The organism is Pseudomonas wenzhouensis, from assembly GCF_021029445.1.
Lineage (GTDB): Bacteria > Pseudomonadota > Gammaproteobacteria > Pseudomonadales > Pseudomonadaceae > Aquipseudomonas > Aquipseudomonas wenzhouensis.
The window spans coordinates 3,017,962-3,042,950 of record NZ_CP072610.1; the positions used below are offsets into that span (position 1 = coordinate 3,017,962).

Sequence of the window (24,989 nt, forward strand, 5' to 3'; positions counted from 1 at the left end):
AATCCTTGCTGGGGTCATCAGGACCCCGGTATGAGGCGGGCCAACGCGCCATCCAGCCAGTCGACGAACGCCTGCGTGGGCACGGCATCGACGGCCAGGTACCACCAGTCGGCAGCAGCGAAGGCCCGGCATTTCACCGCATCCTTCTCCGTCATCAGTAGCGGCAGCGGCGGCTCGAAACTGAGCTGCGCCAGGTCGTACTGAGCATGGTCGGCGAAGGGGTGCGGAACCGGCCGCCAGTTTAGCGCTTCGAGGGTATTGAAGAAACGTTGCGGGTTGCCGATGCCGGCCACCGCATGCATGGCCTGGCCGGGAGAAAAATGGTAAAGGCCGACACGCTCACCACTGGCAACGTTGACCAGCGCGGTTGGCTGCAGGCGAAAGGCATAGCCCTCGGTACTATCGGCTTCGGCGCCGTTGAACAACACGGCATCCACCTCGGCCAAACGCTCGGCTGGCTCGCGCAATGGCCCAGCGGGCAGGCAGCGCCCATTGCCCAGGCCACGGGCGGCGTCGATCAATACCAGCTCCAGATCACGCGCCAACCGGTAGTGCTGCAGGCCATCGTCGCAGAGGATCAGGTCAACCGATTCTTCAGCCAGCAGAGCATGGACGGCGCGGCTACGGTCCGGGTCGATCATCAAGGGCACGCCCGTGCGCTGGACGATCAGCAGCGGCTCATCGCCGGCCTGGCTCGCCGGCTGCTCCGCGCGCACGCGCCAGGGCAGACTGGGCGGCGTGGCGCCATAGCCACGGCTGACCACACCGACCTTTAGGCCACGGGCACGACAATGTTCGATAAGGAAGAGGATCAGCGGTGTCTTGCCGGTGCCGCCGACGGTGATGTTGCCCACCACCAGCACCGGCACTGGCGCGCGGTAGATGTTGCCTTCGCCCGCCAAGAAGCGTGCGCGCTTGCCCTGCACTACGCGGCGATACAGCCACTCCAGCGGGCGCAACAGCACCAGCGCCGGATGGCCGCGATACCAGGCCTCGAGCAGGCGATCAGCGGCGCTCACTCAAGGGGCTTCCTGTGCTTCCACCGTGGTGATGCGCAGGTGCGAGAAGCCCAGCTTGCCGGCAGCGTCCATGGCCGTGATCACCGCCTGGTGCGGCGTCTTGCCGTCGGCGCTGATGATCAGCGGCAGGCTGTTGTCGCCGTCGGACTCCTTCTGCAGCGCAGCCATGAGATTGCTCAGGTTGCTCTCCAGCAGCGTCTTGCCATTGACCGAAAACGCACCGTCGGCAGCGATCAGCACTTCGACCTGCTTCAGCTCGGTCTGCTCCGGCGGCGTGCCGCTGGCGGCCTCCGGCAGGTCGACCTTGAGCTGGGTCTCACGGGTGAAGGTGGTGGTGACCACGAAAAACAGCAGCAGGATAAATACCACGTCAATCAACGAGGCCAGGTTGATCTCGACGTTCTCCCGCGGTTTACGCCGGAATTTCACGCCTTGCCCTCGCCCAGGTCGACATCGCGATCACCCTGCACCATCTCCACCAGCTTGATCGCTTCCTGCTCCATGCCGACCACCAACTCGTCGACGCGTCGCTGCAGGTAGCGGTGGAAAAACAGCGCAGGGATCGCCACCATCAGGCCGGCTGCTGTGGTGATCAGCGCCTTGGAGATACCGCCGGCGAGCATCGGCGCGTTGGCCATGCCAGAGCCCATGAAGGAGCTGAAGATTTCGATCATGCCCAGCACGGTGCCAAGCAGGCCGAGTAACGGGGCGATACCGGCAATGGTGCCAAGCGCATTGAGGTAGCGTTCCAGATCATGGATGACGCGCGCGGCAGCCTCCTCGATGCACTCTTTCATGATCTCGCGGCCATGCTTGGAGTTGGCCAGGCCGGCAGCGAGTATCTGCCCCAGCGGCGAATGCTCGCGCAGCTCCTTGAGCTTCTGGTTGTTGAGTTTCTTGTCCTTGATCCAGCGCCATACCTGGGCCAGCAGATTGGCCGGAGTGACCCGGGCAGGCCGCAGGGTCCACAGGCGCTCGGCAACGATACCGGCAGCAGCGATGGAACAGAGAATGATCGGCAGCATCATCCAGCCGCCAGCTTTGACCAGTTCCCACACGGTAGAGAATCCCCCTCGAAAAAGTCGCGCCACTCTAGCATAGGGCGCCGCCGTTCTCATTTTTCCCGCCAGAAACGTGGCTCGCTTCGCAACCCTCGCGCCGTGCCATGTAGCCCCAGGCGAATATGCAGGGCGCCGTGCAACGCCGTGTCATGCACCTCGACGCCCGCAGCGCGATAGCGTGCAAGCACCTGTGGGTGAGGATGGCCGAAGGCGTTGTGGCGACTGCGGGTGATCAGCACATGCTGCGCTGCGACGGCATCGATGAACGCCTGGCTGGATGACGTGCGGCTACCGTGGTGGGGAGCCAGTAGCCACTGCGAGGCCAGAGGCAAGTCGGCCTGCATCAACGCCTGCTCGGCCTGTGCATCGATATCGCCGGTCAACAGCAGGCGTTCGCCCGCCGCCTCTATCTGCAGTACACAGGACAACTGGTTGCCGGAGCTGGCCTGCTGCCATTGCCATAACCTGAAGGTCACCTCGTTCCATTGCCAGCTCTGCCCTGACGCGCACGCTTCGGCGCCGAGGGCATCGGCCAGCCTTTGCGGTTCACCGCTGACAACCCTCGATACCGGCATCCTGGCCTTGATCGCGGCCGCACCACCGGCATGATCGTTATCGGCATGGCTGAGCAGCAGCAGATCGAGACGTCGCACATTCAGCGCGCGCAACGAAGGCAGGACGATACGCTCACCGGTATCGAAATCGCCGAAACGCGGCCCGGCATCGTAAAGCAGAGCATGCTCCCGGGTGCGCACCAGCACGGCCAGCCCCTGCCCGACATCCAGCACCCAGATGTCGGCACGCCCGTCGTCCAACTGTGGCGCCGGCAGAAACAATGCCGGCAATAGCAGCGCGATGCCGGGCCAGCGCAAGGGCACACCAGCCGGCAGCAGAAGCAGCAACGCGCCAGCCGCAGCCAATAGCCAGGCCCACAGCGGCAGGTTGCTGGGCAGCCAGGCCGGTAGCCAGGCAGCGATGACGCCGAGCAGTTCGAACAACAGGTGCAATGCACCACCGGCCAGCCACAGCACGCCTTCACCCAGCAGCGGGACAGGCAGTAGCAAAGTGCCCAACAACGCCAGAGGCACGACCACCAAGCCAACCCAGGGCACGGCAATCAGATTGGCCAGTGGCCCGCTACTGCTCACCGGCAGACCGAGGATCAACATCATCGGCAACAGGCCGATGGCCATGGTCCACTGCGCGCGCGTCAGGCCACGCCACCACCCCCAGAGACCGAGACGACCAGCGAATACCAGCACCAGAATCGCCACTGCCGAAAACGACAGCCAGAACCCCGGCTGCAAGGATGCCAGTGGTTCCAGCAGCAGAACCACGATCAAGGCCAGCAGCAGCGGCCACCAGGCGCCCAGATGGCGAAAACGCATACGCCATAGCAGCACCAGCGCGACCATCACACAGGCTCGGCGCACCGGCACCTCGAAACCGGCCAGAAAACCGTAGAGCAAGGCTCCACTCAGGGCTAAGGCACAAGCACAGGGCAGCCAGGGCAGGCGCCTGGGCCAGGCACCGAGCTTCGCCAGCAGTGCCACCAGGCCATAGAGAAACCCGGCCAGCAGCGCAATGTGCTGCCCCGAGATGACCATCAGATGCACCGTTCCGGTGTGCTGCAGCAGGCGCCAGTCTGTCGTGCTCAGACCCGAACCATCACCCAGAACCAGCGCCGCAATGGCGCCCTGCCGCTCAAAGGCCGGCACAGCCAGCAATTGCTGACGCAGGCTGTCACGCCAACTGCCCAATCCTGTCGCGGATGACAGGCGCTCACCTGACTTGATCGTACCCGTAGCGCCGATACGCTGCGCCAACAGCCAGGCCTCGTAGTCGAAACGCTGCGGATTGACCAGACCATGCGGGCGCTTGAGATTGACCGCCAGCCGCCAGCGCTCGCCGCCTTGCACCGTCGGCCCGCCATACCAGGCCACGCGCAGCCTTTGCGGCAACTCGGCACGTCGCGAGTGGGCCTCCTCCAGCAAAAAGCGCACGACACCCTCGGAGACTTCGGGTAAGCCCACCACCCGTCCCTCCAGCCATAGGGTACGACCATCGAGTTGCGCAGCGAGGCGATCATCCAGCGCCGATTGCGCCGAACTGCACGCCCAGGCCAGCCCGAGCAGAAAGAAGCCCAGCGGATAAAGGCGCGATAGCAACAGTGCCAGGCCGGCACAGGCTGCAATCGCTAACAGCCAGCCTGGCGGCAAAGCCGGCAAAAAACGCAGCGTGAGCAAGCCCAGGGCCAGCGCCAACATCCCTGTTCGCATCCATCCTCCCTGCTCATCGAGCTACGGCGGGCGCGTCCGACGCTCACCTCCGGTCACAATATGGAAACGCCGCTCATGCGCAAAGCATGCATAATACCGGCGCTTTTGCCAGCTCAGAGACTCTTCATGCCGCGTCGCTTATTCAAACGCTACATGCCCGACCCCGACAGCATCAAGACTAACAAGTCCCTGCGTTTTCTCGGCAAGCTGATTCACGATCCCAACCTGTGGCATCTCAATCGCCACTCGGTAGCGCGCGGCATGGCCATCGGACTGTTCTGGGCGATGATTCCCATGCCCATGCAGATGCTGGCCGCCGCTGCCGTGGCCATTCCACTGCGCGCCAACCTGCCGATTTCCATCGGCCTGGTGTGGCTGACCAACCCCATCACCATGCCACCAGTGTTCTATTGCACCTACAAACTGGGCACATGGATCTTGCAGACGCCACCGGTCAGCATGCCGGAAACGCTCAGCCTGGAATGGATCTCGGCCGAACTGGCAGTGCTGTGGAAACCGCTGTATGTCGGCTCGTTCGTGGCGGCAGTCGGCTTCTCGATCATGGGCTATGCGCTGACCATGCTCTACTGGCGCTGGTGGGTGCAACGTAGCTGGCGAAAGCGCCAGCAAAGCAGGCAGACGCAGCGCTAGGTTCTGTACGAAAAGTCGTCGAGCGAAGGTCAGGCGAGGCAAAAATGGGTGAGGAAGCGGAGTTTACGAGCTGTAAATGAGCATTCCGAACCTATTTTTAACGAAGCATCACCGAGCGCAGGCACTTTTCGTACAGAATCTAGGCTGCACCTCGACTTTATTCGTAACGTAGCGCCTCGGCCGGCTGCACCTGTGCCGCACGCCAGGACGGATAAAGTGTGGCGAGGAAACTGAGAATCAGCGCCGCCGAACAGATCAGCGCCACATCCAGCCATTGCAGGTCAGACGGCAGGCTGCTGATGAAGTACACATCGGCACTCATCACCTGCTGCCCGGCGAACGACTCCAGCCAGGCTACCAGCGCACTGACATTGAGCGCCGCCAGGACGCCAAGTACGGTACCGATCAGCGTGCCGACCAGACCGATCACCGAGCCCTGCACCATGAAAATCGCCATGATCTGCCGTGGCGTTGCGCCCAGGGTACGCAGGATGGCGATATCCCCACCCTTGTCGGCCACCACCATGATCAGCGTGGCGATGATGTTGAACGCCGCCACGGCAACGATCAGCAGCAGCAGCAGCCCGATCATGGTCTTTTCCATCTTCATCGCACTGAACAGGCTGCCCTGGGTGTGCGTCCAGTCGTCGGCGCGATACCCTGCGCCCAGTTCGGCGACCAGCGCCTTGGACACCTGCGGCGCCTGGTAAAGATCCTTCAGCGCCAGACGAATACCCGGCACCGTTCCTTGCGGCAAACGCTGCATGGCAGCCGCATCGGCGACGTTGATCAGGGCCAGTGAGCTGTCCAGCTCGGCACCGACCTTGAACACCGCCGCCACGTTCAGCCGCTGCATGCGCGGGGTGACGCCACCAGGCGCGCTGCTCAGCTCGGGAATGATCAGCGTCAGCTTGTCGCCCACCTGCAGGCCAAAGCGACGCGCGGTGATATCACCGATCACCACGCCGAACTCACCGGGTTGCAGGTTGTTCAGGCTGCCCTGACGGATGTGCTCGGGCAGGATCGACACCTTGCCCTCTTCCGCAGGGTCGATGCCGTGAATCTGAATCGGCTGCATCAGCCCGCGATGCGAGAGCATGCCTTCCAGTTGGGCATAGGGCGCAGCTGCCTGCACCTGCGGATTGGCCATGGCCTTGTCTGCCAGTGCGCGCCAGTCGGCAACCGGCTCGGCGCCATAGAGCATGGCGTGCGGCACCATGCCGAGAATGCGCGAGCTCATTTCCTTCTGGAAACCGTTCATCACCGACAACACCACGATCATCGCCAGCACACCGAGCGCCAGGCCGATCATCGAAGTCAGCGAAATGAAGGAGATGAAATGGTTGCGGCGCTTGGCCCGCGTGTAGCGAGCGCCGATGAAGATACTCAGCGGACGAAACATTAGAGGGTCACCAGCTTGCCGTCCTGCAGGCTCAGCACGCGATCCATCTGGCGCGCCAGCTGCATGTCGTGAGTCACCACCAGAAATGCGGTATTGGAGTCGCGGCTCAGTTCGCGCATCAGCTCCTGAATGCCTTCGGCAGTGTGCTGATCGAGGTTGCCGGTGGGCTCATCGAGCAGCACCAGCCCGGGGCGGTTGACCAGGGCACGGGCAATGGCTACGCGCTGACGCTCACCACCGGACAGTTCAGCCGGCTTGTGGTGCAGGCGATGGCCCAGGCCGACTCGCTCCAGCAGAGCGGTCGCACGCTGGCGCGCTTCGGCAATCGGCGTCTTGCCGATCAGCAGCGGCATGCAGGCATTTTCCAGCGCGGTAAATTCGGCCAGCAGATGATGAAACTGATAAACGAAGCCCAGTGCACGGTTGCGCAACAGGCCGCGGGCGGTTTCACTCAGCGCCGACAGTTGCTCGCCGGCCAGCCACACGCTGCCTGCACTGGGCGTATCAAGGCCACCGAGCATGTTCAACAGGGTGCTCTTGCCGGAGCCGGAGCTGCCGACGATGGCCACGCGCTCACCAGGCAGCAGTTCCAGTTCGAGCCCGTCGAGCACCACCACAGACTCGGGGCCTTCGTCGTAACGCTTGCTCAGGTTGCGGCAGCTGAGCACGGCATTGTGCTGTTTCATGGCGTTCGGGTTCATGGACTCACTCATAACGCAGGGCCTCGGCAGGCTGGGTACGCGAAGCACGCCAGGCAGGGTACAGGGTGGCAAAGAAGCTCAGCAGCAGTGCTGCGCTGCAGACCATGACCACGTCTGCGGTCTGCAATTGCGAGGGCAGGTAATCGATGAAATAGACATCGGCATTGAGAAACTTGATGCCCAGCAGCCGCTCGATGCCGGCGATCAGGCTGCTGATGTTCAGCGCCGCGAGAATCCCCAGGACGGCGCCGATCAAGGTGCCGACTACGCCAATCACCGTGCCCTGTACCATGAAGATGGCCATGATCTGCCGCGGCGTGGCGCCTAGGGTCCGCAGGATGGCGATATCGCCCTTCTTGTCGGTCACCACCATCACCAGGGTGGAGATGATGTTGAAGGCGGCGACGGCGACGATCAGCAACAGCAGCAGGCCGATCATGGTCTTTTCCATGCGAATGGCCTGATACAGATTGCCATGCGTGCGGGTCCAGTCGCGGGCGTAGAAATCGCCGTCGAGGGTCTGGGCGATTTCCCAGGCGCTGCGCGGCGCCTGGAACAGGTCATCGAACTTCAGACGCAGGCCCTGTACCTGATCCGGCTGCCAGCGCTGCAGGCGCGCCAAGTCGCTGATATTGGCCAGAGCCAGGGCACCGTCGATCTCACCGGCGCCGACATGAAAGATACCGGTCACGGTAAAACGTTTGAGGCGCGGAAACATGCCGGCCGGGGTCACGGTGACCTCAGGGGCGACGAAGGTGACCTTGTCTCCGAGCTTGACGCCCAATTTGGCCGCTGCCTTGTCGCCGATGATCATGGCGAAATCACCGGGCTGCAAGCTGTCGAGCCCGCCCTGCTGGAAGAAGCCATCGATGATCGAGACCTTGCGTTCCTGCTCGGGATCGATGGCATTGATCAGCACCTTCTGCACCTTGCCGTCGTGCGTCAGCAAGCCCTGCATCTGGGTGAAGGGGGCCAGCGCCTCGACGCGCGGATGACGCTCGACCTGACGCGCCAGTGCCGGCCAGTCGCTGACCGGGGTGGCCGACTCGACTGTGGCATGCGGAATCATGCCCAGCACACGGGTGCGCATCTCGTGATCGAAGCCATTCATCACCGACAGCACCAGGATCATCACCATCACCCCCAGGGTGAGGCCGAGCATGGACGTCAGGGAAATGAAGGAGACGAAGTGGTTGCGACGCTTGGCCCGCGTGTAGCGCGTACCGATGAATACGAACAGAGGTCTGAACATGTCGGAGAGATTCGGAGGAAAGAAAAACGTCCTTGTGGCAGGGCCGGATCAGCAGCCTTACACTCACAGGCAAGTCAACGCTTGCTGTGCATCGGGCCTGCTGCGTTAAAACACCTGGAAAGCCACCAGTGGCTGACACATTGCAGTGTGACGCCAATGGAGCGGGCGATGCGAGTATTACGCCTTTACCATTCGTAACCGGCGCCTGCCAGGCAGTCATGGCCGGCACGCATGGCGTTCACGAGGCTTTCAACAGGGTCTTCGACCACCACTGCTTTCATGGGTTCGCCATGTCGACTAACGATGTAGATGATCGCCGCGAATACTATCGTATCGAGGATACGATCGCACTGGAATTCAGCCTGCTGTCCGGGGCCGAAGCCTATGCCAGCGACGTGCTTCACGACACCTCGCCGCTGTTCAATCTGCTCAGCGACCTGCACCTGATGGACTTCGAATCGCAGCACTTGCTGCGCCACATCAGCGAGCGTGACCGCACCCTGGCCAACTACCTGAAGGTCATCAACAAGCGCATCGACCTGCTCGGTCAGGCGGTCGCCCAGAGCCTGCTGCGCGATATCGGCGCACCGCGTCAGGTGTCGCTGTCCGAAGGCGGCATCAGCTTCAATAACGCCCAGGCCGTGGCGCCGGGCAGCCATCTGGCGATCAAGATGGTGTTGATGCCCCAGGCGCTCGGTCTGCTGCTACGGGCCAAGGTCGTGCATTGCAGCCAGCGTGCAGATGGCCAATATGAAGTCGGTACCGAGTTCGAAGCGTTGACCGACGCACAGCGCCAGTTGCTGGCTCGGCATATCCTGCAGAAACAGGCTCTGGAACGTCGCCAGGCTCGTGAATGACCTCTACCAAGGAATTGCCATGTATCGACTCGCCCTGCTATTCGCCCTGCTGATGCCCCTGCCCTCGCTTGCCGAGACCCTGAGCATTCCACTCGGCAGCCAGGGCGCGGAACTCGACGCCAGCAACCTGCCGCATAAAGGCCAGTCCAAGCGTTCGGTACTGGAGCGTTTCGGCCTGGCCGATGAAGAGCACAAGCCCGTCGGCCAGCCGCCGATCACACGCTGGGACTACCGCGAATTCAGCGTCTATTTCGAATACGATCACGTGATCAACAGCGTGCGCCATCACCAGCCACGTCACCTCGACACCGCCAAGGAGCAACAGTGACCCTTATCTACGGCCATCGCGGCGCCAAAGGCGAAGCCCCGGAAAACACCCTCGTCAGCTTCCAGCGTTGCCTGGAGCACGGCGTCAATCGCTGCGAGCTGGATCTGCACCTGTCACGCGACGGCGAACTGATGGTCATCCACGACCCAACCCTCAAGCGCACCACCGGCCTGCGCGGCAAGGTGGTCGAGCACGACGCCGCCGAGCTGGCCAAGTACGACGCGCGCAAGGGCGGCCCGGGCTGGGTACGCCCCTGCCCCATTCCACGCCTGGAGGAATTGTTCGAGCAATGCCAGTTCGAGCACTGGCAACTGGAAGTAAAAAGCGCCTCGAAAGTGCGCGCCGCACGTACCGTGCTGGCTATTGCCGAACTGGTCGAGCGCTTCGGTCTGCGCGAGCAGATCACCATCACCTCCAGCTCGCGCGAAGTGCTCAAGGCCGCACGCGAGCTGACCCCGCAATTGCAACTGGGCCTGGTGGCCGAGTACGCCTGGCTCGACCCGTTGAAAGTGGCAGCGCACTACCAGTGCCATCTGCTCGCATTGAACTGGACACTGTGCACCCCGGAGCGTCTGCTCAAGGCGCAGAACCAGAGGCTGCATGTCTCGGTCTGGACGGTCAACGAGCCGGCGCTGATGCGCCGCCTGGCCGACTTTGGTGTCGACAGCCTCATCACCGACTTCCCCGGCATCGCGGAGCAGACGCTGCGCGGCTGAGGCACTCACCTTCCGTAGGAGCGGATTTATCCGCGATCCCGCCGCGTAGCCCGGAAGCAATCCGGGAGCTGGAGCGAGGATGTCCCCGGATTGCATCCGGGCTACGAATACAGCGCCCAACAACGACAAAACCGGCCAATGGCCGGTCTTGTCGTTGCTGCCGCCTGAGACGCTAGAAGCTCTCCCGATTCGGCCAGCGCCACTCGGAAGCCACTACCCAGCCTGCCTCCCCGACCGGCTCAGGCCGCCGGCCGGAGCCGCTCAAAAAAGCCGGTTGAGGCCGTCGAACGCGGCAACCCGATAGGCCTCGGCCATGGTCGGGTAGTTGAAGGTGGTGTTGATGAAGTACTTGATGCTGTTGGCTTCACCCTTCTGGTTCATGATCGCCTGACCGATGTGGACGATCTCCGAAGCCTGATAGCCGAAGCAGTGCACACCCAGCACTTCCAGGGTTTCACGGTGGAAGAGGATCTTCAGCATGCCCACCGGCTCGACCGAGATCTGCGCGCGGGCCATGCCCTTGAAGAAGGCCTTGCCCACTTCGTAAGGCACCTTGGCCTGGGTCAGTTCACGCTCGGTCTTGCCGATCGAGCTGATCTCCGGAATGGTGTAGATGCCGGTCGGCACGTCATCGACGAAGCGCCAGCTGCCGTTGTCGACGATGCTGCCGGCCGCGGAACGACCCTGGTCAGCCGCGGCACTGGCCAGGCTCGGCCAGCCGATCACGTCACCGGCGGCGTAGATATTGCTGACCTCGGTGCGATAGTACTCGTCGACCTGGATCTGGCCACGGCTGTTGACCGCGATGCCGATGTTTTCCAGGCCCAGCTGATCGGTGTTGCCGGTACGACCGTTACACCACAGCAGGGCATCGGCCTTGATCTTCTTGCCCGATTTCAGGTGCAGGACCACACCATTCTCCACCCCTTCGATGCGCTCGTATTCTTCGTTGTGACGAATCAGCACGTTGTTGTTGCGCAGGTGATAGGAAAGCGCGTCGGAGATTTCCGAATCGAGGAAACTCAGCAACTGATCGCGGTTGTCGATCAGGTCGACCAGCACACCCAGACCACTGAAGATCGAGGCGTATTCGCAACCGATCACCCCGGCTCCGTAGATGATCAGGCGACGCGGCGTATGGCCGAGGCTGAGAATGGTGTCGCTGTCATAGATACGCGGGTGGCGAAAATCGACGTCAGCCGGACGATAGGGACGCGAACCGGTGGCGATGACGATTTGCTTGGCCACCAGCTTTTCCACCACGCCATTGAGGCAGACCACTTCGACCGTCTGATCGTCAGCGAAGCTGGCGGTGCCGAAATAGGTGTCGATGCGGTTGCGCGCGTAGTAGCCGGTGCGCGAGGTGACCTGCTTGGCGATCACCTTCTCCGCACTTTTCAGCACGTCGGGAAAGGAGAACCAACGCGGCTCGCCGATCTGGCGAAACATCGGGTTGGTGTTGAACTGCATGATCTGCCGCACCGAGTGGCGCAGCGCCTTGGAGGGAATGGTGCCCAGGTGGGTGCAGTTGCCGCCGACCAGCGGACGGTTGTCCACCACGGCCACCTTGCGCCCGGCCTTGGCCGCGTTCATCGCCGCGCCCTCGCCCGCCGGGCCGGAGCCCAGCACCACCACATCGTAGTTGTAGACCGCCATGTTTACTCCTTCAGATCAGGCCGGAGCGCTTGTGGCGCACCCTCGGCAGGGTCGGCAGCGGATAGTGGCCACCGACTATCAAAGCATGCTGCCTGGCTTAACGCTTGCCCGCGTCGTAGGCCAGGTCAGTGTTCGGCGCCTCGCTCTTGTCGCGATTGACCTCTTCGCACTTCTCACGACTACCGCCGCAGATCGAGCACTCCTTCTCGATGCCCAGGTTGGCGATACCGCCGCAGGAACCGGCGATGGGTTTACGCCCCATGATCACACCGATAGCCATCATGCCGACGACCAGAACCATAACCAGAAATACAACCAGAAACGTCATTGCTCATCTCCTGCAGCGAATAGCTGCTCGAATGCGGCCGTGCCCTGTGTGACGAAACCCTCGCCCTCACGCGTCACGAAAAACGCCGCGATACCGTTGCGCTCGGCGAAAGCCATGCCGGCATCCGGCCCAAGCACCATCAATAGGGTAGACAAGCCATCGGCGCGCAAGGTCGATGGATCCGCCACCGTCACGGCTGCCAGCTTGTGGTTGACCGGTTTACCCGTCAGCGGATCGAGCGTGTGCGAGTAGCGCTGGCCGTTCTCTTCGAAGTAATTGCGGTAATCACCCGAGGTGGAAATACCGTAACCATCGAGTTGCAGGATGCGCTGGGCCACACGCTGATCGTCGCGCGGCGCTTCCAGGCCGATACGCCAGTGGCTGCCGTCAGGCTTGAAGCCAGCCGCCTTGAGCTCGCCGGTAGCCTCCACCAGATAGCTGGTGACACCCAGCTCTGCAAGACGCGCGACGATCTGATCGACAGCGTAGCCTGCCGCGATGCTGTTGAAATCAACCTGTACGTCGGCATCCTTGCACAGCTGCTGGCCTTCGATCCGCAAATGTTGCTGGCCAACCCGCTGGCGCACTTCGGCCAGACGCCCATCGTCCGGCACGGCCTCGCCCTGCCCTTTGGGGCCGAAGCCCCAAAGATCGAGCAACGGCTCCAGCGTCAGGTCGAAATAACCCTGGCTCTCCTGATGCAGGCGATCACCGGCACGCACCAGGTCCAGCACGCCCCTGGGCATGGCCTGGCAGGTACCTGCCGGCGCCCGGTTGAATTGCTCGATCAGCGAATCATCACGATAGGTGGACATCTGCAGATCGATCTCGGCGAGGATCGCCTCGGTCGCGGCCTTGAGTTCGGCTTGCGGCGCGACACCTTCACTGCGGACGTATTTGACCGAATAGGTGCTGCCCATGGTCGGGCCGCCGAACTCTTCGATCCGTTCAGAATGCAAGCAGCCCGTTAGGGCTGCCGCCAGGGCGACAGCGATAACGGGCTGGAGTACAGCAGACCTCATGCTTAGCCGCCGAAGTCGTCGAGGAGGATATTCTCTGGCTCGACGCCCAGGTCGGTGAGCATCTTGATCACGGCGGCGTTCATCATGGGTGGGCCGCACATGTAGAACTCACAATCTTCCGGAGCCGGATGGTCCTTCAGGTAGTTCTCGTACAACACGTTATGGATGAAGCCGGTGAGGCCAGTCCAGTTGTCTTCCGGCTGCGGGTCGGACAGCGCCAGGTGCCATTCGAAGTTCGGGTTCTCCGCTGCCAACTGATCGTACTCTTCGTTGTAGAACGACTCGCGCATGGAGCGCGCGCCGTACCAGAAGCTGATCTTGCGTTTGGACTTCAGGCGCTTGAGCTGGTCGAAGATGTGCGAACGCATCGGCGCCATGCCGGCACCACCGCCGATGAAGACCATCTCGGCGTCGGTGTCCTTGGCGAAGAACTCACCGAACGGCCCGTACACGGTGATCTTGTCACCCGGCTTGAGGCTGAACACGTAGGACGACATCTTGCCCGGCGGCAGATCATCCTTGCCGGGGGGCGGCGAGGCGATTCGGATGTTGAACTTCACCAGACCGCGCTCTTCCGGGTAGTTGGCCATGGAATAGGCACGGATCACGGTCTCGTCGACCTTGGACACGTACTTCCACTGGTTGAACTTGTCCCAGTCGCCGCGATATTCCTCCTGAATGTCGAAGTCCTTGTAGTTGACGGTGTGCGGCGGGCATTCCAGCTGCACGTAACCACCGGCGCGGAAGTCGACGTTCTCGCCTTCCGGCAGCTTCAAGGTCAGTTCCTTGATGAAGGTGGCGACGTTGGGGTTGGACACCACGGTGCATTCCCACTTCTTGACACCAAACACTTCTTCCGGGACTTCGATCTTCATGTCCTGCTTGACTGGCGTCTGGCAGGACAGGCGCCAACCCTCACGGGCCTCGCGCTTGGTGAAGTGCGATTCTTCGGTGGAGAGCATCTCGCCGCCGCCGGACTCGACGACACACTTGCACTGCGCGCAGGTACCGCCGCCGCCGCACGCGGAGGACAGGAAGATGCCATTGTCGGCCAGGGTTTGCAGCAGCTTGCCGCCGGCCGGCACCACGATGGTTTTTTCGCCGTTGATTTCGATGCTCACGTCACCGCTGGAGACCAGCTTGGCGCGTGCCGCGAGGATGACCAGCACCAGCGCAAGCACGATGGCGGTGAACATGCCGATGGCGAGTAGGATTTCGTAATTCATCTGTTCATCCTTTCCTTACAGCTGCACGCCGGAGAAGGACATGAAGCCCAGCGACATCAGACCGATGGTGATGAAGGTGATGCCCAGCCCCTGCAGACCGGCGGGTACGTCGCTGTACTTGAGCTTCTCGCGAATACCGGCCAGCGCGGCAATCGCCAGCGCCCAGGACAGCCCCGAGCCCAGACCGTAAACGGTACTTTCGGCGAGGTTGTAGTCACGCTCGACCATGAACAGGGTGCCGCCCATGATGGCGCAGTTCACCGTGATCAGCGGCAGGAAGATACCGAGCGCGTTGTACAGCGCAGGTACGTACTTATCCAGCAGCATCTCGAGAATCTGCACGATGGCAGCGATCACGCCGATGTAGCTGAGCAGACCGAGGAAGCTCAGATCGACTTCGGGCAGACCGGCCCAGGCCAGTGCGCCATCCTTGAGCAGGTAGGTGTAGATCAGGTTGTTCGCCGGCACGGTGATGACCTGCACCACGACCACCGCGATGCCAAGACCGATGGCGGTCTCGACCTTCTTGGAGATGGCGATGAAGGTACACATGCCAAGGAAGAAGGCCAGCGCCATGTTCTCGACGAACACGGCCTTGGCCAACAGGCTGAGATAGTGCTCCATTAGTAGGCCTCCTTGTTCGACACCTGAGGCGCCATCTTGAAGCTCGGCTGCTCGACCTGATCTTTCTTCCAGCTACGCAGTGCCCAGATGAACAGGCCGATCAGGAAGAAGGCCGAAGGCGGCAGCAGCAGCATGCCGTTGGGCTGATACCAGCCACCGTCATTGATTACCGGGATGATCTCGTAGCCCAGCAGTTTACCGGCGCCGAACAGCTCACGAATGATGCCCAGGGCGACTAACATGGCGCTGTAACCCAGGCCATTGCCGATACCATCGAAGAACGACACCAGCGGTGGGTTCTGCATGGCGAAGGCTTCGGCACGGCCCATCACGATGCAGTTGGTGATGATCAGGCCGACGAACACCGACAACTGCTTGGAGAGCGAGTAGGCATAGGCCTTGAGCACCTGATCGACCACGATCACCAGCGAGGCGATGATCACCATCTGCACGATCATGCGGATGCTGCTCGGAATCTGACTGCGGATCATCGAGATGAACAGGTTGGAGAAGCCGGTCACCAACGTCAGGGCGATCGACATCACCAGCGCGGTCTTCAGGTTCGAGGTCACCGCCAGCGCCGAACAGATGCCAAGGATCTGCAGGCCGATGGGGTTGTTGTTGAAGATCGGGTTGAGCAGGACTTCTTTAATGGTTGGCTGCGACATGATCAGGCCTCCCCTTTCTGCAAGTTGGCGAGGAACTGCGCGAAGCCGTTCTCACCGAGCCAGAAATGCAACAGATTGTTCACGCCATTCTGAGTCAGGGTGGCACCTGCCAGGCCATCGACCTGGTGCTTGGCCTGCGAACTCTGCGCGTCGACGTTGCCCTTGATGATCTGGATGGCCAGTTCACCCTTGTCGTTGAACAGGGTCTTGCCCGGCCACAGGCCTTTCCATTTCGGGTTATCCACCTCACCGCCCAGACCGGGGGTCTCGGCATGCTGGTAGAAGCCAAGGCCGGCGACAGTGTTGAGGTCGCCCTTGAGCGCCATGAAACCGTGCAGGGTCGACCACAGACCATAACCGCGTACTGGCAGAACCAGCGTCTCCAACTCACCGTCACGCTCGACCATGTACACCGTGGTGTAGCGCTCACGGCGCTTGATCGAAGCAATGTCTTCGGCACCGCGCAGGGCCTTGGACAGCTGCGGATCCTTGGAAGCCGCCAGTGGATCGAAGGTCAGGGGATCCTGCACATCGCTGAAGGTGCCACTGTCCAGATCGACGATGCGTGCGCGGATGCGCTCATCGAACAGGCTCTTGACCTGTGCCGCACTCATACCCGCCTCACCCAGGCCGGCAATGGCCAGGATGCTGCGCTGTTTGTCGAGCAGGCGGTTTTCCACCTGGGTTGGCTTCAGTGCGATGGCGGCGCCGGCGACGAACACCGAGCACACCAGACACACCAGCAGGGCCACCGTCAGCGTACGAACGGTGGATTCTTTTTGACTAGACATTACGTGCCAGCCTCCGCTTGATATTGGCCTGAACGACGAAGTGGTCGATCAGCGGTGCAAACAGGTTGGCGAACAGAATCGCCAGCATCATGCCCTCGGGGAAGGCCGGGTTGACCACACGGATCAGCACCACCATCACACCGATCAGGGCACCGAAGATCCACTTGCCGGTATTGGTCATGGAGCTCGACACCGGGTCGGTGGCCATGAAGAACATGCCGAAAGCGAAACCACCGACGACCAGATGCCAGTACCAGGGCATGGCGAACATCGGGTTGGTAGTGGAGCCGATCAGGTTGAACAGCAGGCTCAGGCCGATCATACCCAGCATCACACCGGCCACGATGCGCCACGAGGCGATCTTGGTGATCAGCAGTACCAGGCCACCGATGGCGATGGCCAGGGTGCTGGTCTCACCCATCGAACCATGAATGGTGCCGAAGAAAGCGTCCATCCAGGTGATGCCGTTGTTGATCACGTTCTCGATGCCACCGGAAGCGGCGAGGCTAAGCGAAGTGGCACCGGCAAAGCCGTCCACTGCAGTCCACACCGCATCACCGGACATCTGCGCCGGGTAGGCGAAGAACAGGAAGGCACGGCCGGTCAGCGCCGGGTTGAGGAAGTTCTTGCCGGTACCGCCGAACACTTCCTTGCCGATCACCACACCGAAGCTGATACCCAGCGCGACCTGCCACAGCGGAATGCTCGGCGGCAGGATCAGGGCGAACAGCACGGAGGTGACGAAGAAACCTTCGTTGACTTCATGCTTGCGGATCGAAGCGAACAGCACTTCCCAGAAACCGCCGACGATGAAGGTCACCGCGTAGACCGGCAGGAAGTAGGCCGCGCCCTGGATGAAGTTGTCCCACAGGCTGTTCGGGTCGAAGCCGGCCAGCGAGCCGATCAGGGCGAAACGCCAGCCTTCCTGGCTCGCCAGCAGCTCGGGGCTCTGGGCGAAGATCAGGTTGGCCTGGTAGCCGGTGTTCCACATGCCGAAGAACATAGCCGGAAAGGTGCACAGCCACACGGTGATCATCATGCGCTTGAGGTCGATGCCATCACGCACGTGAGCGGTGGTCTTGGTCACGCTGCCAGGACGGTAGAAGAACGTATCGATGGCTTCATAAAGGGCGTACCACTTTTCGTACTTGCCGCCCTTTTCGAAGTTGTGCTCGACCTTGTCGAGGAATGCACGGATACCCATGAGTCAACCCTCCTTCTCGATGCGGGTGAGGTTATCCCGCAGGATCGGGCCATATTCATACTTGCCGGCACACACGTAGGTGCACAGCGCCAGGTCTTCTTCGTCGAGCTCCAGGCAACCCAGTTTCTGGGCCATCTCGGTGTCACCGACGATCAGGTAGCGCAAAAGTTGAGTCGGCAGGATATCCAGTGGCATCACTGCTTCGTAGTTACCCACCGGCACCATGGCGCGCGGGCTGCCATTGGTGGTGGTGGTGAAATTGAACAGCTTGGCGCTGGCCAGCTTGGAGACGAAGATATTCATGACCGAGTGCTTGTTCACGCCAGCACGCAGGTAATGCATCATCTCGCGCTCATTGCCCTCGCTCAGGCAGGACACCTGATTGTGGTAACGACCGAGGAAGGCGAAAGCGCCCTGCGCGGTACGGCCACCGAATACCGAACCGGAAATCACCCGATTTACGCCGGGCTTGAGCTCACCTGCGGTGAGTTCTTCCAGGTTGGCGCCCAGGCGTGTGCGCAGCAGACGCGGCTGCTCGGCAACCGGGCCGCCCAGAGCGACCACGCGCTCGACGAACAGCTGGCCAGTGGTGAACAGTTTGCCGACGGCAATCACGTCCTGATAACCAATCTGCCACACGCTCCTGCCGATGCTGACCGGGTCGAGGAAGTGGATGTGAGTACCTGGCAGGCCTGCCGGGTGCGGGCCGGCGAAGGCTTCGCTCTGTACCTTGGCCAGTTTCTCGCCAGGCAGGCTGACGCCATCGGCCTTGCACAGGAACACCTTGGCCAGGTTGCCGAGCACCTTCAGACCATTTTCGAAATCAGTGGCATGTTCGCCGATGATCACCGCAGGATCGGCGGCAAGCGGATGCGTGTCGATGGCCGTGACGAAGATCGACCGGGGCACGGCATCGAGCGCCGGCACCTTGCTGAACGGACGCGTACGCAGGGCAGTCCACAGACCGGACTGCTGCAGGTTCTCGCGAACCTGCTCGCTGCTCAGCGCTTCGAGCTGATCGACAGCGTAGTGGGCAAAGGTCTCCTGCTCGTCGCCATCGAGATCGATGACCACGGATTGCAGAACCCGCTTCTCGCCGCGGTGAATGGCGCTGATCACGCCAGCCGCAGGGGCAGTGTAACGCACGCCGGGTGTCTTCTTGTCGGTAAACAGCAACTGCCCGAGCTTGACCCGGTCACCGACCTGCACTTCCATCGTCGGCTTCATCCCGTGATAGTCGAAGCCGATGACGGCGACACTGCGCACGGGCCTGGCGGCCTCGATACGCTGTGCCGGCGCACCCGTTATGGGCAAATCGAGCCCATGCTTTAGTTTGATCATAGGTTTGCCTAACCACTGATTTAGAAAGCTTTTTATAGGACAGGCGACACTACCGAAGGTCTAATAGACCCGACCACACCGATACGATACGGGCGTGGAGGAAGGTGCCAAACCTGGGTAAAAAATCCGCTTGATTATAAAGACCCCCCCCTGCACTGACCACCCAAGCGCTTGCTTTTTTTGGCCTTTCGGTAACAGGACGCAACAATCCCGGCGCTGATTCGCGTCAATTCTTGCGCATAAAAAACGGGAGCCGAGGCTCCCGTTCCTTTTTACGCTATGCGGCCATCAGCGCGGAAAAGCCGGCGGGTTGACCCCGGCCATGTCTTCCATCACGCGCACCACCTGGCAGCTGTAACCGAACTCGTTGTCGTACCAGACGTACAGCACGACGCGGTTATCGTTGGCGATGGTGGCTTCGGCATCGACCACGCCGGCGTGACGCGAACCAACGAAGTCGGTCGATACCACTTCCTGCGAGCTGACGAAATCGATCTGCTTCTGCAGATCCGAGTGCATGGCCATCTGGCGCAGGTACTCGTTGATCTCTTCGCGGGTGGTGGCCTTCTCCAGGTTCAGATTGAGGATGGCCATGGACACGTTCGGCGTCGGCACGCGAATGGCGTTGCCGGTCAGCTTGCCTTTCAGAACCGGCAGCGCCTTGGCGGCTGCGGTGGCGGCACCGGTTTCGGTGATGACCATGTTCAGCGCGGCGCTACGACCACGACGACTGCCCTTGTGGAAGTTGTCGATCAGGTTCTGGTCGTTGGTGTAGGAGTGAACGGTCTCGACGTGACCGTTGACGATGCCGTACTGATCATTGACCGCCTTGAGCACCGGCACGATGGCGTTGGTGGTGCAGGAAGCCGCAGAGATGATCTTGTCCTCGACGGTGATTTCGCTGTGGTTGATGCCATGCACGATGTTCTTCAGCGCACCCTTGCCAGGTGCAGTGAGAACGACGCGATCGACGCCCGGGCAGGCCAGGTGCTGGCCCAGACCCTCGGCGTCACGCCATACACCGGTGTTGTCCACCAGCAGTGCGTTCTTGATGCCGTACTGGGTGTAGTCGACTTCCTTCGGGTCCTTGGCGTAGATCACCTGAATCAGGTTGCCGTTGGCCGTAAGGGTGTTGTTCTCTTCATCGATGGTGATGGTGCCGTTGAACTTGCCATGCACCGAGTCACGACGCAGCAGGCTGGCACGCTTGACCAGATCATTGCTGGCGCCCTTGCGCACGACGATGGCACGCAGACGCAGGCCGTCACCGCCACCGGTCTTCTCGATCAGGATGCGCGCCAGCAGGCGGCCGATACGGCCGAAACCGTAGAGCACCACGTCAGTGCCTTCACGGCCTGCACCGTTCTGCTTGCCGACTACATCGGCCAGCTCGTCCTTGACGAACTGCTCGACAGCGCGACCAGCACCTTCGGCCTTGAACTTGGCAACCAGCTTGCCCAGGTCCACGGAGGCGGCGCCCAGCTTGAGCTCGCTCATGGCCTTGAGCATGGGGAAGGTGTCGTGCACCGACAGCTCGGTTTCTTCAGCCAGGCGGTGACGGGCGAAACGGTGAGCCTTGAGGATGTCGATGACCGAACGGTTGATCAGGCCGCGGCCGTAGATCGAGGTCACCACATTGTTGTTGCGATAGAGCTGACCAATCAGCGGAATCATCGCTTCCGCGAGAGCTTCACGATCTATCCATTCACCGAGACACTGGTCGGGCTTCTGAGTCACGGGCAGTACCTTCCACATGTAGGGGCTGAAAAAAGGGGCTACATTATGACGGCGTGCGCTCGTGGGAGCAATGCGCGCCTGTCGTGACTGACATTGACCAGCAAGCCCCGCTACAATTCCCGGCCCTTCGTAATGATCGTGAGCCGCCCGTGTCCGTACTGCGTCTTCCGTCTCTGCCGGCCAGCGCCGGCAAACAGCAATGGGGCAATCTGCCCGGCGCCGCCCTCTCTCTGGCGATAGCCGAAGCGGCCAGCAATGCCGGGCGCTTCACCCTGGTATTGACCGAGGGCAGCCAGAGCGCCGAGCGCCTGCAGGAAGAACTGGCCTTCTTCGCCCCGGACCTGCCGGTGCTGCATTTCCCCGACTGGGAAACCCTGCCCTACGACGTCTTCTCGCCCCACCAGGACATCATCTCCCAGCGTATCGCCGCGCTGTACCGGCTACCGCAACTGAGCCGCGGCATTCTCGTAGTGCCGATCGCGACTGCCCTACACCGCCTGGCGCCGAAGCGCTTCCTGCTGGGTAGCAGCCTGGTGCTGGACGTGGGCCAGAAACTGGATGTGGAGCAGATGCGCACGCGTCTGGAGGCCGCCGGCTACCGCTGCGTCGATACAGTGTACGAACATGGCGAGTTCGCCGTGCGCGGCGCGCTGATCGACCTCTTCCCCATGGGCAGCGAGGTGCCCTACCGCATCGATCTGTTCGACGACGAGATCGAGACCCTGCGCACCTTCGACCCGGAAAACCAGCGCTCGGTGGACAAGGTCGAGTCGATCCGCCTGTTGCCGGCGCGTGAGTTTCCACTGGAGAAAAAAGCTGTCACCGATTTCCGCGGGCGCTTTCGCGAACGTTTCGACGTCGATTTTCGCCGCTGCCCGATCTATCAGGACCTGTCCTCGGGCATCACCCCAGCCGGCATCGAGTACTACCTGCCGCTGTTCTTCGAGGAAACCGGCACCCTGTTCGACTACCTGCCGGGCGACACCCAGGTGTTCTCCCTGCCCGGCATCGAGAAGGCCGCCGAGCAGTTCTGGCAGGATGCGCGCAACCGCTACGAGGACCGCCGGGTCGACCCCGAGCGCCCGCTGCTGCCACCTGCAGACATTTTCCTGCCGGTGGAGGACTGCTTCGCCCGCCTGAAGAGCTGGCCGCGCGTGGTGGTCAACCAGGACGACATCGAAGCCGGTGTCGGCCAGACCCGCTTCGACGCGCGCGCCCTACCCGACCTGGCAATTCAGGCCAAGGCCGGCGAGCCGCTGGCGGCGCTGCGTCGCTTCATCGAGGAATACCAGGGCCGCGTGCTGTTCTGCGCGGAATCCGCCGGTCGCCGCGAAGTGCTGCTGGAACTGCTCGCCCGCCTCAAGCTCAAGCCGAAGGAAGTCGACGGCTGGCCGGCGTTCGTCGAAAGCGGCGAACGCCTGAATATCTGCGTCGCGCCTCTGGATGAAGGCCTGCTGCTCGACCAACTGGCGCTGATCCCGGAGAACCCGCTGTTCGGCCAGCGCGTGATGCAGCGTCGTCGTCGCGAGAAAGGCCGCGAAGGCGGCGACAACGTGATCAAGAACCTCACCGAACTGCGCGAAGGCGCGCCGGTGGTGCATATCGATCACGGCGTCGGCCGCTACCTGGGCCTGGTGACCATGGAGTTCGACGGCCAGGCCGCTGAATTTCTCGCCTTGCAGTACGCCGACGAGGCCAAGCTCTATGTGCCGGTAGCCAGCCTGCACCTGATCGCCCGCTACAGCGGCAGCGACGACGCCCTGGCCCCACTGCACCGCCTCGGCTCGGAAGTCTGGCAAAAGGCCAAGCGCAAGGCCGCCGAGCAGGTGCGCGACGTCGCCGCCGAACTGCTCGACATCTACGCCCGCCGCGCCGCCCGCGAAGGCTTCGCCTTCCAGGACCCGGCCGTCGACTACGCCACCTTCAGCGCCGGCTTCCCCTTCGAGGAAACCCCGGATCAGCAGGCCGCCATCGACGCCGTGCGCAGCGACATGCTCGCCGGCAAGCCCATGGATCGCCTGGTCTGTGGCGACGTCGGCTTCGGCAAGACCGAGGTGGCCATGCGCGCTGCCTTCATCGCCGTGCACAGCGGCAAGCAGGTGGCGGTGCTGGTGCCCACCACCCTGCTCGCCCAGCAGCACTACAACAGCTTCCGCGACCGCTTCGCCGACTGGCCGGTGAAGGTCGAGGTGATGAGCCGCTTCAAGAGCGCCAAGGAAGTCGAAGGCGCCGTGCAGCAACTGGCTGAAGGCAAGGTGGATATCGTCATCGGCACGCACAAGCTGCTGCAGGAGGATGTGAAATTCCACAACCTGGGCCTGGTGATCATCGACGAGGAACACCGTTTCGGCGTGCGCCAGAAGGAGCAGCTCAAGGCGCTGCGCAGCGAAGTCGACATCCTCACCCTCACCGCCACGCCGATCCCGCGCACCCTGAACATGGCCGTGGCCGGCATGCGTGACCTGTCGATCATCGCCACGCCGCCGGCGCGACGCCTGTCGGTTCGCACCTTCGTCATGGAAGAGAACAAGCCGACCATCAAGGAAGCGCTGCTGCGCGAACTGCTGCGCGGCGGCCAGGTGTACTACCTGCACAACGATGTGAAGACCATCGATAAATGCGCCGCCGACCTGGCCGAACTGGTGCCCGAGGCGCGCATCGGCATTGGCCACGGGCAGATGCGCGAGCGCGATCTCGAACAGGTGATGAGCGACTTCTACCACAAGCGCTTCAACGTGCTGGTAGCCTCGACCATCATCGAAACCGGCATCGACGTACCCAGCGCCAACACCATCATCATCGAGCGCGCCGACAAGTTCGGCCTGGCCCAGCTGCACCAACTGCGCGGCCGTGTCGGTCGTAGCCACCACCAGGCCTACGCCTACCTGCTCACACCGCCGCGCAAGAGCATGACCGAGGATGCGCAGAAGCGCCTGGAAGCCATCGCCGGCGCGCAGGATCTCGGCGCCGGCTTCATTCTCGCCACGCACGATCTGGAAATCCGTGGCGCCGGCGAACTGCTCGGCGACGGCCAGAGCGGGCAAATCCAGGCCGTCGGCTTCACCCTGTACATGGAAATGCTCGAGCGCGCGGTCAAGGCCATCCAGAAAGGCGAACAGCCCAACCTCGACCAGCCACTGGGCGGCGGCCCGGAAATCAACCTGCGCGTGCCGGCGCTGATCCCCGAGGACTACCTGCCCGACGTGCATGCTCGTCTGATTCTCTATAAGCGCATCGCCAACGCCAGCGACGAGGATGGCCTGAAGGAGCTACAGGTGGAGTTGATCGACCGCTTCGGCTTGCTGCCGGAGCCAACCAAGAACCTGATGCGCCTGACCCTGCTCAAACTGCAGGCCGACAAGCTGGGCATCAGCAAGGTCGACGCCGGCCCGCAGGGCGGGCGCATCGAGTTCGCCGCAGAGACCTGCGTCGACCCGCTGACCCTGATCAAGCTGATCCAGGCCCAGCCGAAACGCTACAAGTTCGAAGGCGCCACTGTCTTCAAGATCCAGGTACCGATGGAGCGCGCGGAAGAACGCTTCAACACCCTGGAAGCCCTGTTCGAGCGCCTCGCGCCCACCACCTGAAGGACTCTCCCATGACGCGCCCACTGCACCTGATTGCCCTGCTGCTCTGCCTGCTCGCACCGAGCGCCTTCGCCGAACGCCTGTACCAGGTCGAACTGCTGGTATTCCGCCAGGCCGGGGATGCGGTCATCGCACCGAAAATCGCGCCGGACGACTGGGCCGGCACCGCCCTGCCAATCGCCGGCAGCGAACGCCCCACCAGTCTCGATAATGAAGCCGCCAAACTCAATCCGGGCAACGGCTATCAGGTGCTGCTGCACAAGGCCTGGAGCCAGACACTGAGCAGCACGCCAAGCCGCGTCGCGGTCAGCAGTGGCGAGGCGCACCTGGGCCACTATCCGGTCGAAGGCACCCTCGCCTTCACCCAGGATCGCTTTGCCGATCTGGATCTGGAACTGTGGATCAATCGCTTCAGCGCTGACGGTCTGCTGGAAAGCAGCGAGCACATGAAAGTCGCCCAGCGCCTGAAGGACAACAGCCTGACCTATCTGGATCATGGCAGCCTGGGCGCACTGGTACGCATCAGCCCGCTTTGAGCG

23 protein-coding genes are annotated in these 24,989 nt (G+C 62.2%); 6 read left to right on the top strand and 17 right to left on the bottom strand.

Annotated features, from left to right (window positions below):
- Window positions 1-17: 17 nt before the first annotated feature.
- The 4 genes from lpxK to J7655_RS13915 are packed head-to-tail and all read right to left on the bottom strand — an operon-like array spanning window position 18 to window position 4,347.
- Window positions 18-1,019 carry a tetraacyldisaccharide 4'-kinase gene (lpxK, locus tag J7655_RS13900; RefSeq protein WP_230924950.1) on the bottom strand — a complete coding sequence of 334 codons (1,002 nt, stop codon included), beginning with the start codon at window positions 1,017-1,019 and terminating at the stop codon, window positions 18-20.
- Window positions 1,020-1,448: an ExbD/TolR family protein gene (locus tag J7655_RS13905; RefSeq protein ID WP_230924951.1), complete on the bottom strand. Its 429-nt coding sequence runs from the start codon at window positions 1,446-1,448 to the stop codon at window positions 1,020-1,022.
- A complete protein-coding gene (locus tag J7655_RS13910; protein WP_037000321.1) occupies window positions 1,445-2,077 on the bottom strand; it encodes a MotA/TolQ/ExbB proton channel family protein in 633 nt (210 codons plus the stop codon). The genes J7655_RS13905 and J7655_RS13910 overlap by 4 nt, the downstream gene beginning before the upstream one ends.
- 56 nt (window positions 2,078-2,133) lie before the next feature.
- Window positions 2,134-4,347 carry a DNA internalization-related competence protein ComEC/Rec2 gene (locus tag J7655_RS13915; protein WP_230927728.1) on the bottom strand — a complete coding sequence of 738 codons (2,214 nt, stop codon included), beginning with the start codon at window positions 4,345-4,347 and terminating at the stop codon, window positions 2,134-2,136.
- Between the two features lie 138 nt (window positions 4,348-4,485).
- On the opposite strand from J7655_RS13915, the gene J7655_RS13920 reads away from it, so the two are divergent.
- Window positions 4,486-5,010, top strand: a complete 525-nt coding sequence (locus tag J7655_RS13920) for a DUF2062 domain-containing protein (protein ID WP_230924952.1) — start codon at window positions 4,486-4,488, stop codon at window positions 5,008-5,010.
- A gap of 157 nt (window positions 5,011-5,167) precedes the next feature.
- Here the strand turns inward: J7655_RS13920 and J7655_RS13925 are convergent, their stop codons facing one another.
- Genes J7655_RS13925 through J7655_RS13935 form a run of 3 tightly spaced genes read right to left on the bottom strand, consistent with a single transcriptional unit; the run spans window position 5,168 to window position 8,365 of the window.
- Entirely contained in the window at window positions 5,168-6,412 is a 1,245-nt protein-coding gene (locus J7655_RS13925) for a lipoprotein-releasing ABC transporter permease subunit (RefSeq protein WP_230924953.1), read from the bottom strand.
- The gene (gene lolD, locus J7655_RS13930) at window positions 6,412-7,098 is read right to left on the bottom strand and encodes a lipoprotein-releasing ABC transporter ATP-binding protein LolD (RefSeq protein WP_187272882.1); all 687 of its coding nucleotides are present in this window, start codon (window positions 7,096-7,098) and stop codon (window positions 6,412-6,414) included. Before lolD ends, J7655_RS13925 begins: the two co-directional genes overlap by 1 nt.
- A gap of 19 nt (window positions 7,099-7,117) precedes the next feature.
- The gene (locus J7655_RS13935) at window positions 7,118-8,365 is read right to left on the bottom strand and encodes a lipoprotein-releasing ABC transporter permease subunit (protein WP_230924954.1); all 1,248 of its coding nucleotides are present in this window, start codon (window positions 8,363-8,365) and stop codon (window positions 7,118-7,120) included.
- 290 nt (window positions 8,366-8,655) lie between these two features.
- Between J7655_RS13935 and J7655_RS13940 the strand changes: the two genes are divergently transcribed.
- From J7655_RS13940 to J7655_RS13950, 3 genes are read left to right on the top strand one after another with little or no spacing between them, the layout of a single operon-like run.
- Entirely contained in the window at window positions 8,656-9,222 is a 567-nt protein-coding gene (locus J7655_RS13940) for a PilZ domain-containing protein (protein WP_230924955.1), read from the top strand.
- A gap of 19 nt (window positions 9,223-9,241) precedes the next feature.
- Window positions 9,242-9,550: a phosphodiesterase gene (locus tag J7655_RS13945; protein ID WP_230924956.1), complete on the top strand. Its 309-nt coding sequence runs from the start codon at window positions 9,242-9,244 to the stop codon at window positions 9,548-9,550.
- Window positions 9,547-10,266, top strand: coding sequence for a glycerophosphodiester phosphodiesterase (locus J7655_RS13950; protein ID WP_230924957.1), 720 nt, complete (start codon window positions 9,547-9,549; stop codon window positions 10,264-10,266). The genes J7655_RS13945 and J7655_RS13950 overlap by 4 nt, the downstream gene beginning before the upstream one ends.
- Window positions 10,267-10,527: 261 nt before the next feature.
- Here the strand turns inward: J7655_RS13950 and sthA are convergent, their stop codons facing one another.
- The 10 genes from sthA to J7655_RS14000 all read right to left on the bottom strand — a co-directional run bounded on the left by sthA (window position 10,528) and on the right by J7655_RS14000 (window position 20,881).
- A complete protein-coding gene (gene sthA / locus J7655_RS13955; protein ID WP_230924958.1) occupies window positions 10,528-11,922 on the bottom strand; it encodes a Si-specific NAD(P)(+) transhydrogenase in 1,395 nt (464 codons plus the stop codon).
- Window positions 11,923-12,019: 97 nt separating this feature from the next.
- Window positions 12,020-12,250, bottom strand: a complete 231-nt coding sequence (gene nqrM / locus J7655_RS13960; protein ID WP_230924959.1) for a (Na+)-NQR maturation NqrM — start codon at window positions 12,248-12,250, stop codon at window positions 12,020-12,022.
- Window positions 12,247-13,272 carry an FAD:protein FMN transferase gene (locus tag J7655_RS13965; protein WP_420850885.1) on the bottom strand — a complete coding sequence of 342 codons (1,026 nt, stop codon included), beginning with the start codon at window positions 13,270-13,272 and terminating at the stop codon, window positions 12,247-12,249. The genes nqrM and J7655_RS13965 overlap by 4 nt, the downstream gene beginning before the upstream one ends.
- 2 nt (window positions 13,273-13,274) lie before the next feature.
- Window positions 13,275-14,498, bottom strand: a complete 1,224-nt coding sequence (gene nqrF, locus J7655_RS13970) for an NADH:ubiquinone reductase (Na(+)-transporting) subunit F (protein ID WP_230924960.1) — start codon at window positions 14,496-14,498, stop codon at window positions 13,275-13,277.
- A 15-nt stretch (window positions 14,499-14,513) separates the two neighbouring features.
- On the bottom strand, window positions 14,514-15,122 hold the full coding sequence (nqrE, locus tag J7655_RS13975; protein ID WP_230924961.1) for an NADH:ubiquinone reductase (Na(+)-transporting) subunit E: 609 nt from the start codon (window positions 15,120-15,122) through the stop codon (window positions 14,514-14,516).
- Complete coding sequence (locus J7655_RS13980; RefSeq protein WP_230927730.1) at window positions 15,122-15,796, bottom strand: NADH:ubiquinone reductase (Na(+)-transporting) subunit D; 675 nt, start codon at window positions 15,794-15,796, stop codon at window positions 15,122-15,124. The genes nqrE and J7655_RS13980 overlap by 1 nt, the downstream gene beginning before the upstream one ends.
- Window positions 15,793-16,581: a Na(+)-translocating NADH-quinone reductase subunit C gene (locus tag J7655_RS13985; protein WP_230924962.1), complete on the bottom strand. Its 789-nt coding sequence runs from the start codon at window positions 16,579-16,581 to the stop codon at window positions 15,793-15,795. The genes J7655_RS13980 and J7655_RS13985 overlap by 4 nt, the downstream gene beginning before the upstream one ends.
- Complete coding sequence (locus J7655_RS13990; RefSeq protein WP_147812037.1) at window positions 16,574-17,785, bottom strand: NADH:ubiquinone reductase (Na(+)-transporting) subunit B; 1,212 nt, start codon at window positions 17,783-17,785, stop codon at window positions 16,574-16,576. The genes J7655_RS13985 and J7655_RS13990 overlap by 8 nt, the downstream gene beginning before the upstream one ends.
- Window positions 17,786-17,788: 3 nt before the next feature.
- Window positions 17,789-19,126: a Na(+)-translocating NADH-quinone reductase subunit A gene (locus tag J7655_RS13995; RefSeq protein ID WP_230924963.1), complete on the bottom strand. Its 1,338-nt coding sequence runs from the start codon at window positions 19,124-19,126 to the stop codon at window positions 17,789-17,791.
- Between the two features lie 288 nt (window positions 19,127-19,414).
- Window positions 19,415-20,881 carry a glyceraldehyde-3-phosphate dehydrogenase gene (locus J7655_RS14000; RefSeq protein WP_230924964.1) on the bottom strand — a complete coding sequence of 489 codons (1,467 nt, stop codon included), beginning with the start codon at window positions 20,879-20,881 and terminating at the stop codon, window positions 19,415-19,417.
- A 131-nt stretch (window positions 20,882-21,012) separates the two neighbouring features.
- Between J7655_RS14000 and mfd the strand changes: the two genes are divergently transcribed.
- Both mfd and J7655_RS14010 read left to right on the top strand, forming a co-directional pair.
- Window positions 21,013-24,450 (top strand): transcription-repair coupling factor, encoded by a 3,438-nt coding sequence (mfd, locus tag J7655_RS14005; RefSeq protein WP_230924965.1) that lies wholly within the window; start codon window positions 21,013-21,015, stop codon window positions 24,448-24,450.
- A gap of 11 nt (window positions 24,451-24,461) precedes the next feature.
- Window positions 24,462-24,986, top strand: a complete 525-nt coding sequence (locus J7655_RS14010) for a CsiV family protein (RefSeq protein WP_230924966.1) — start codon at window positions 24,462-24,464, stop codon at window positions 24,984-24,986.
- Window positions 24,987-24,989: the final 3 nt, after the last annotated feature.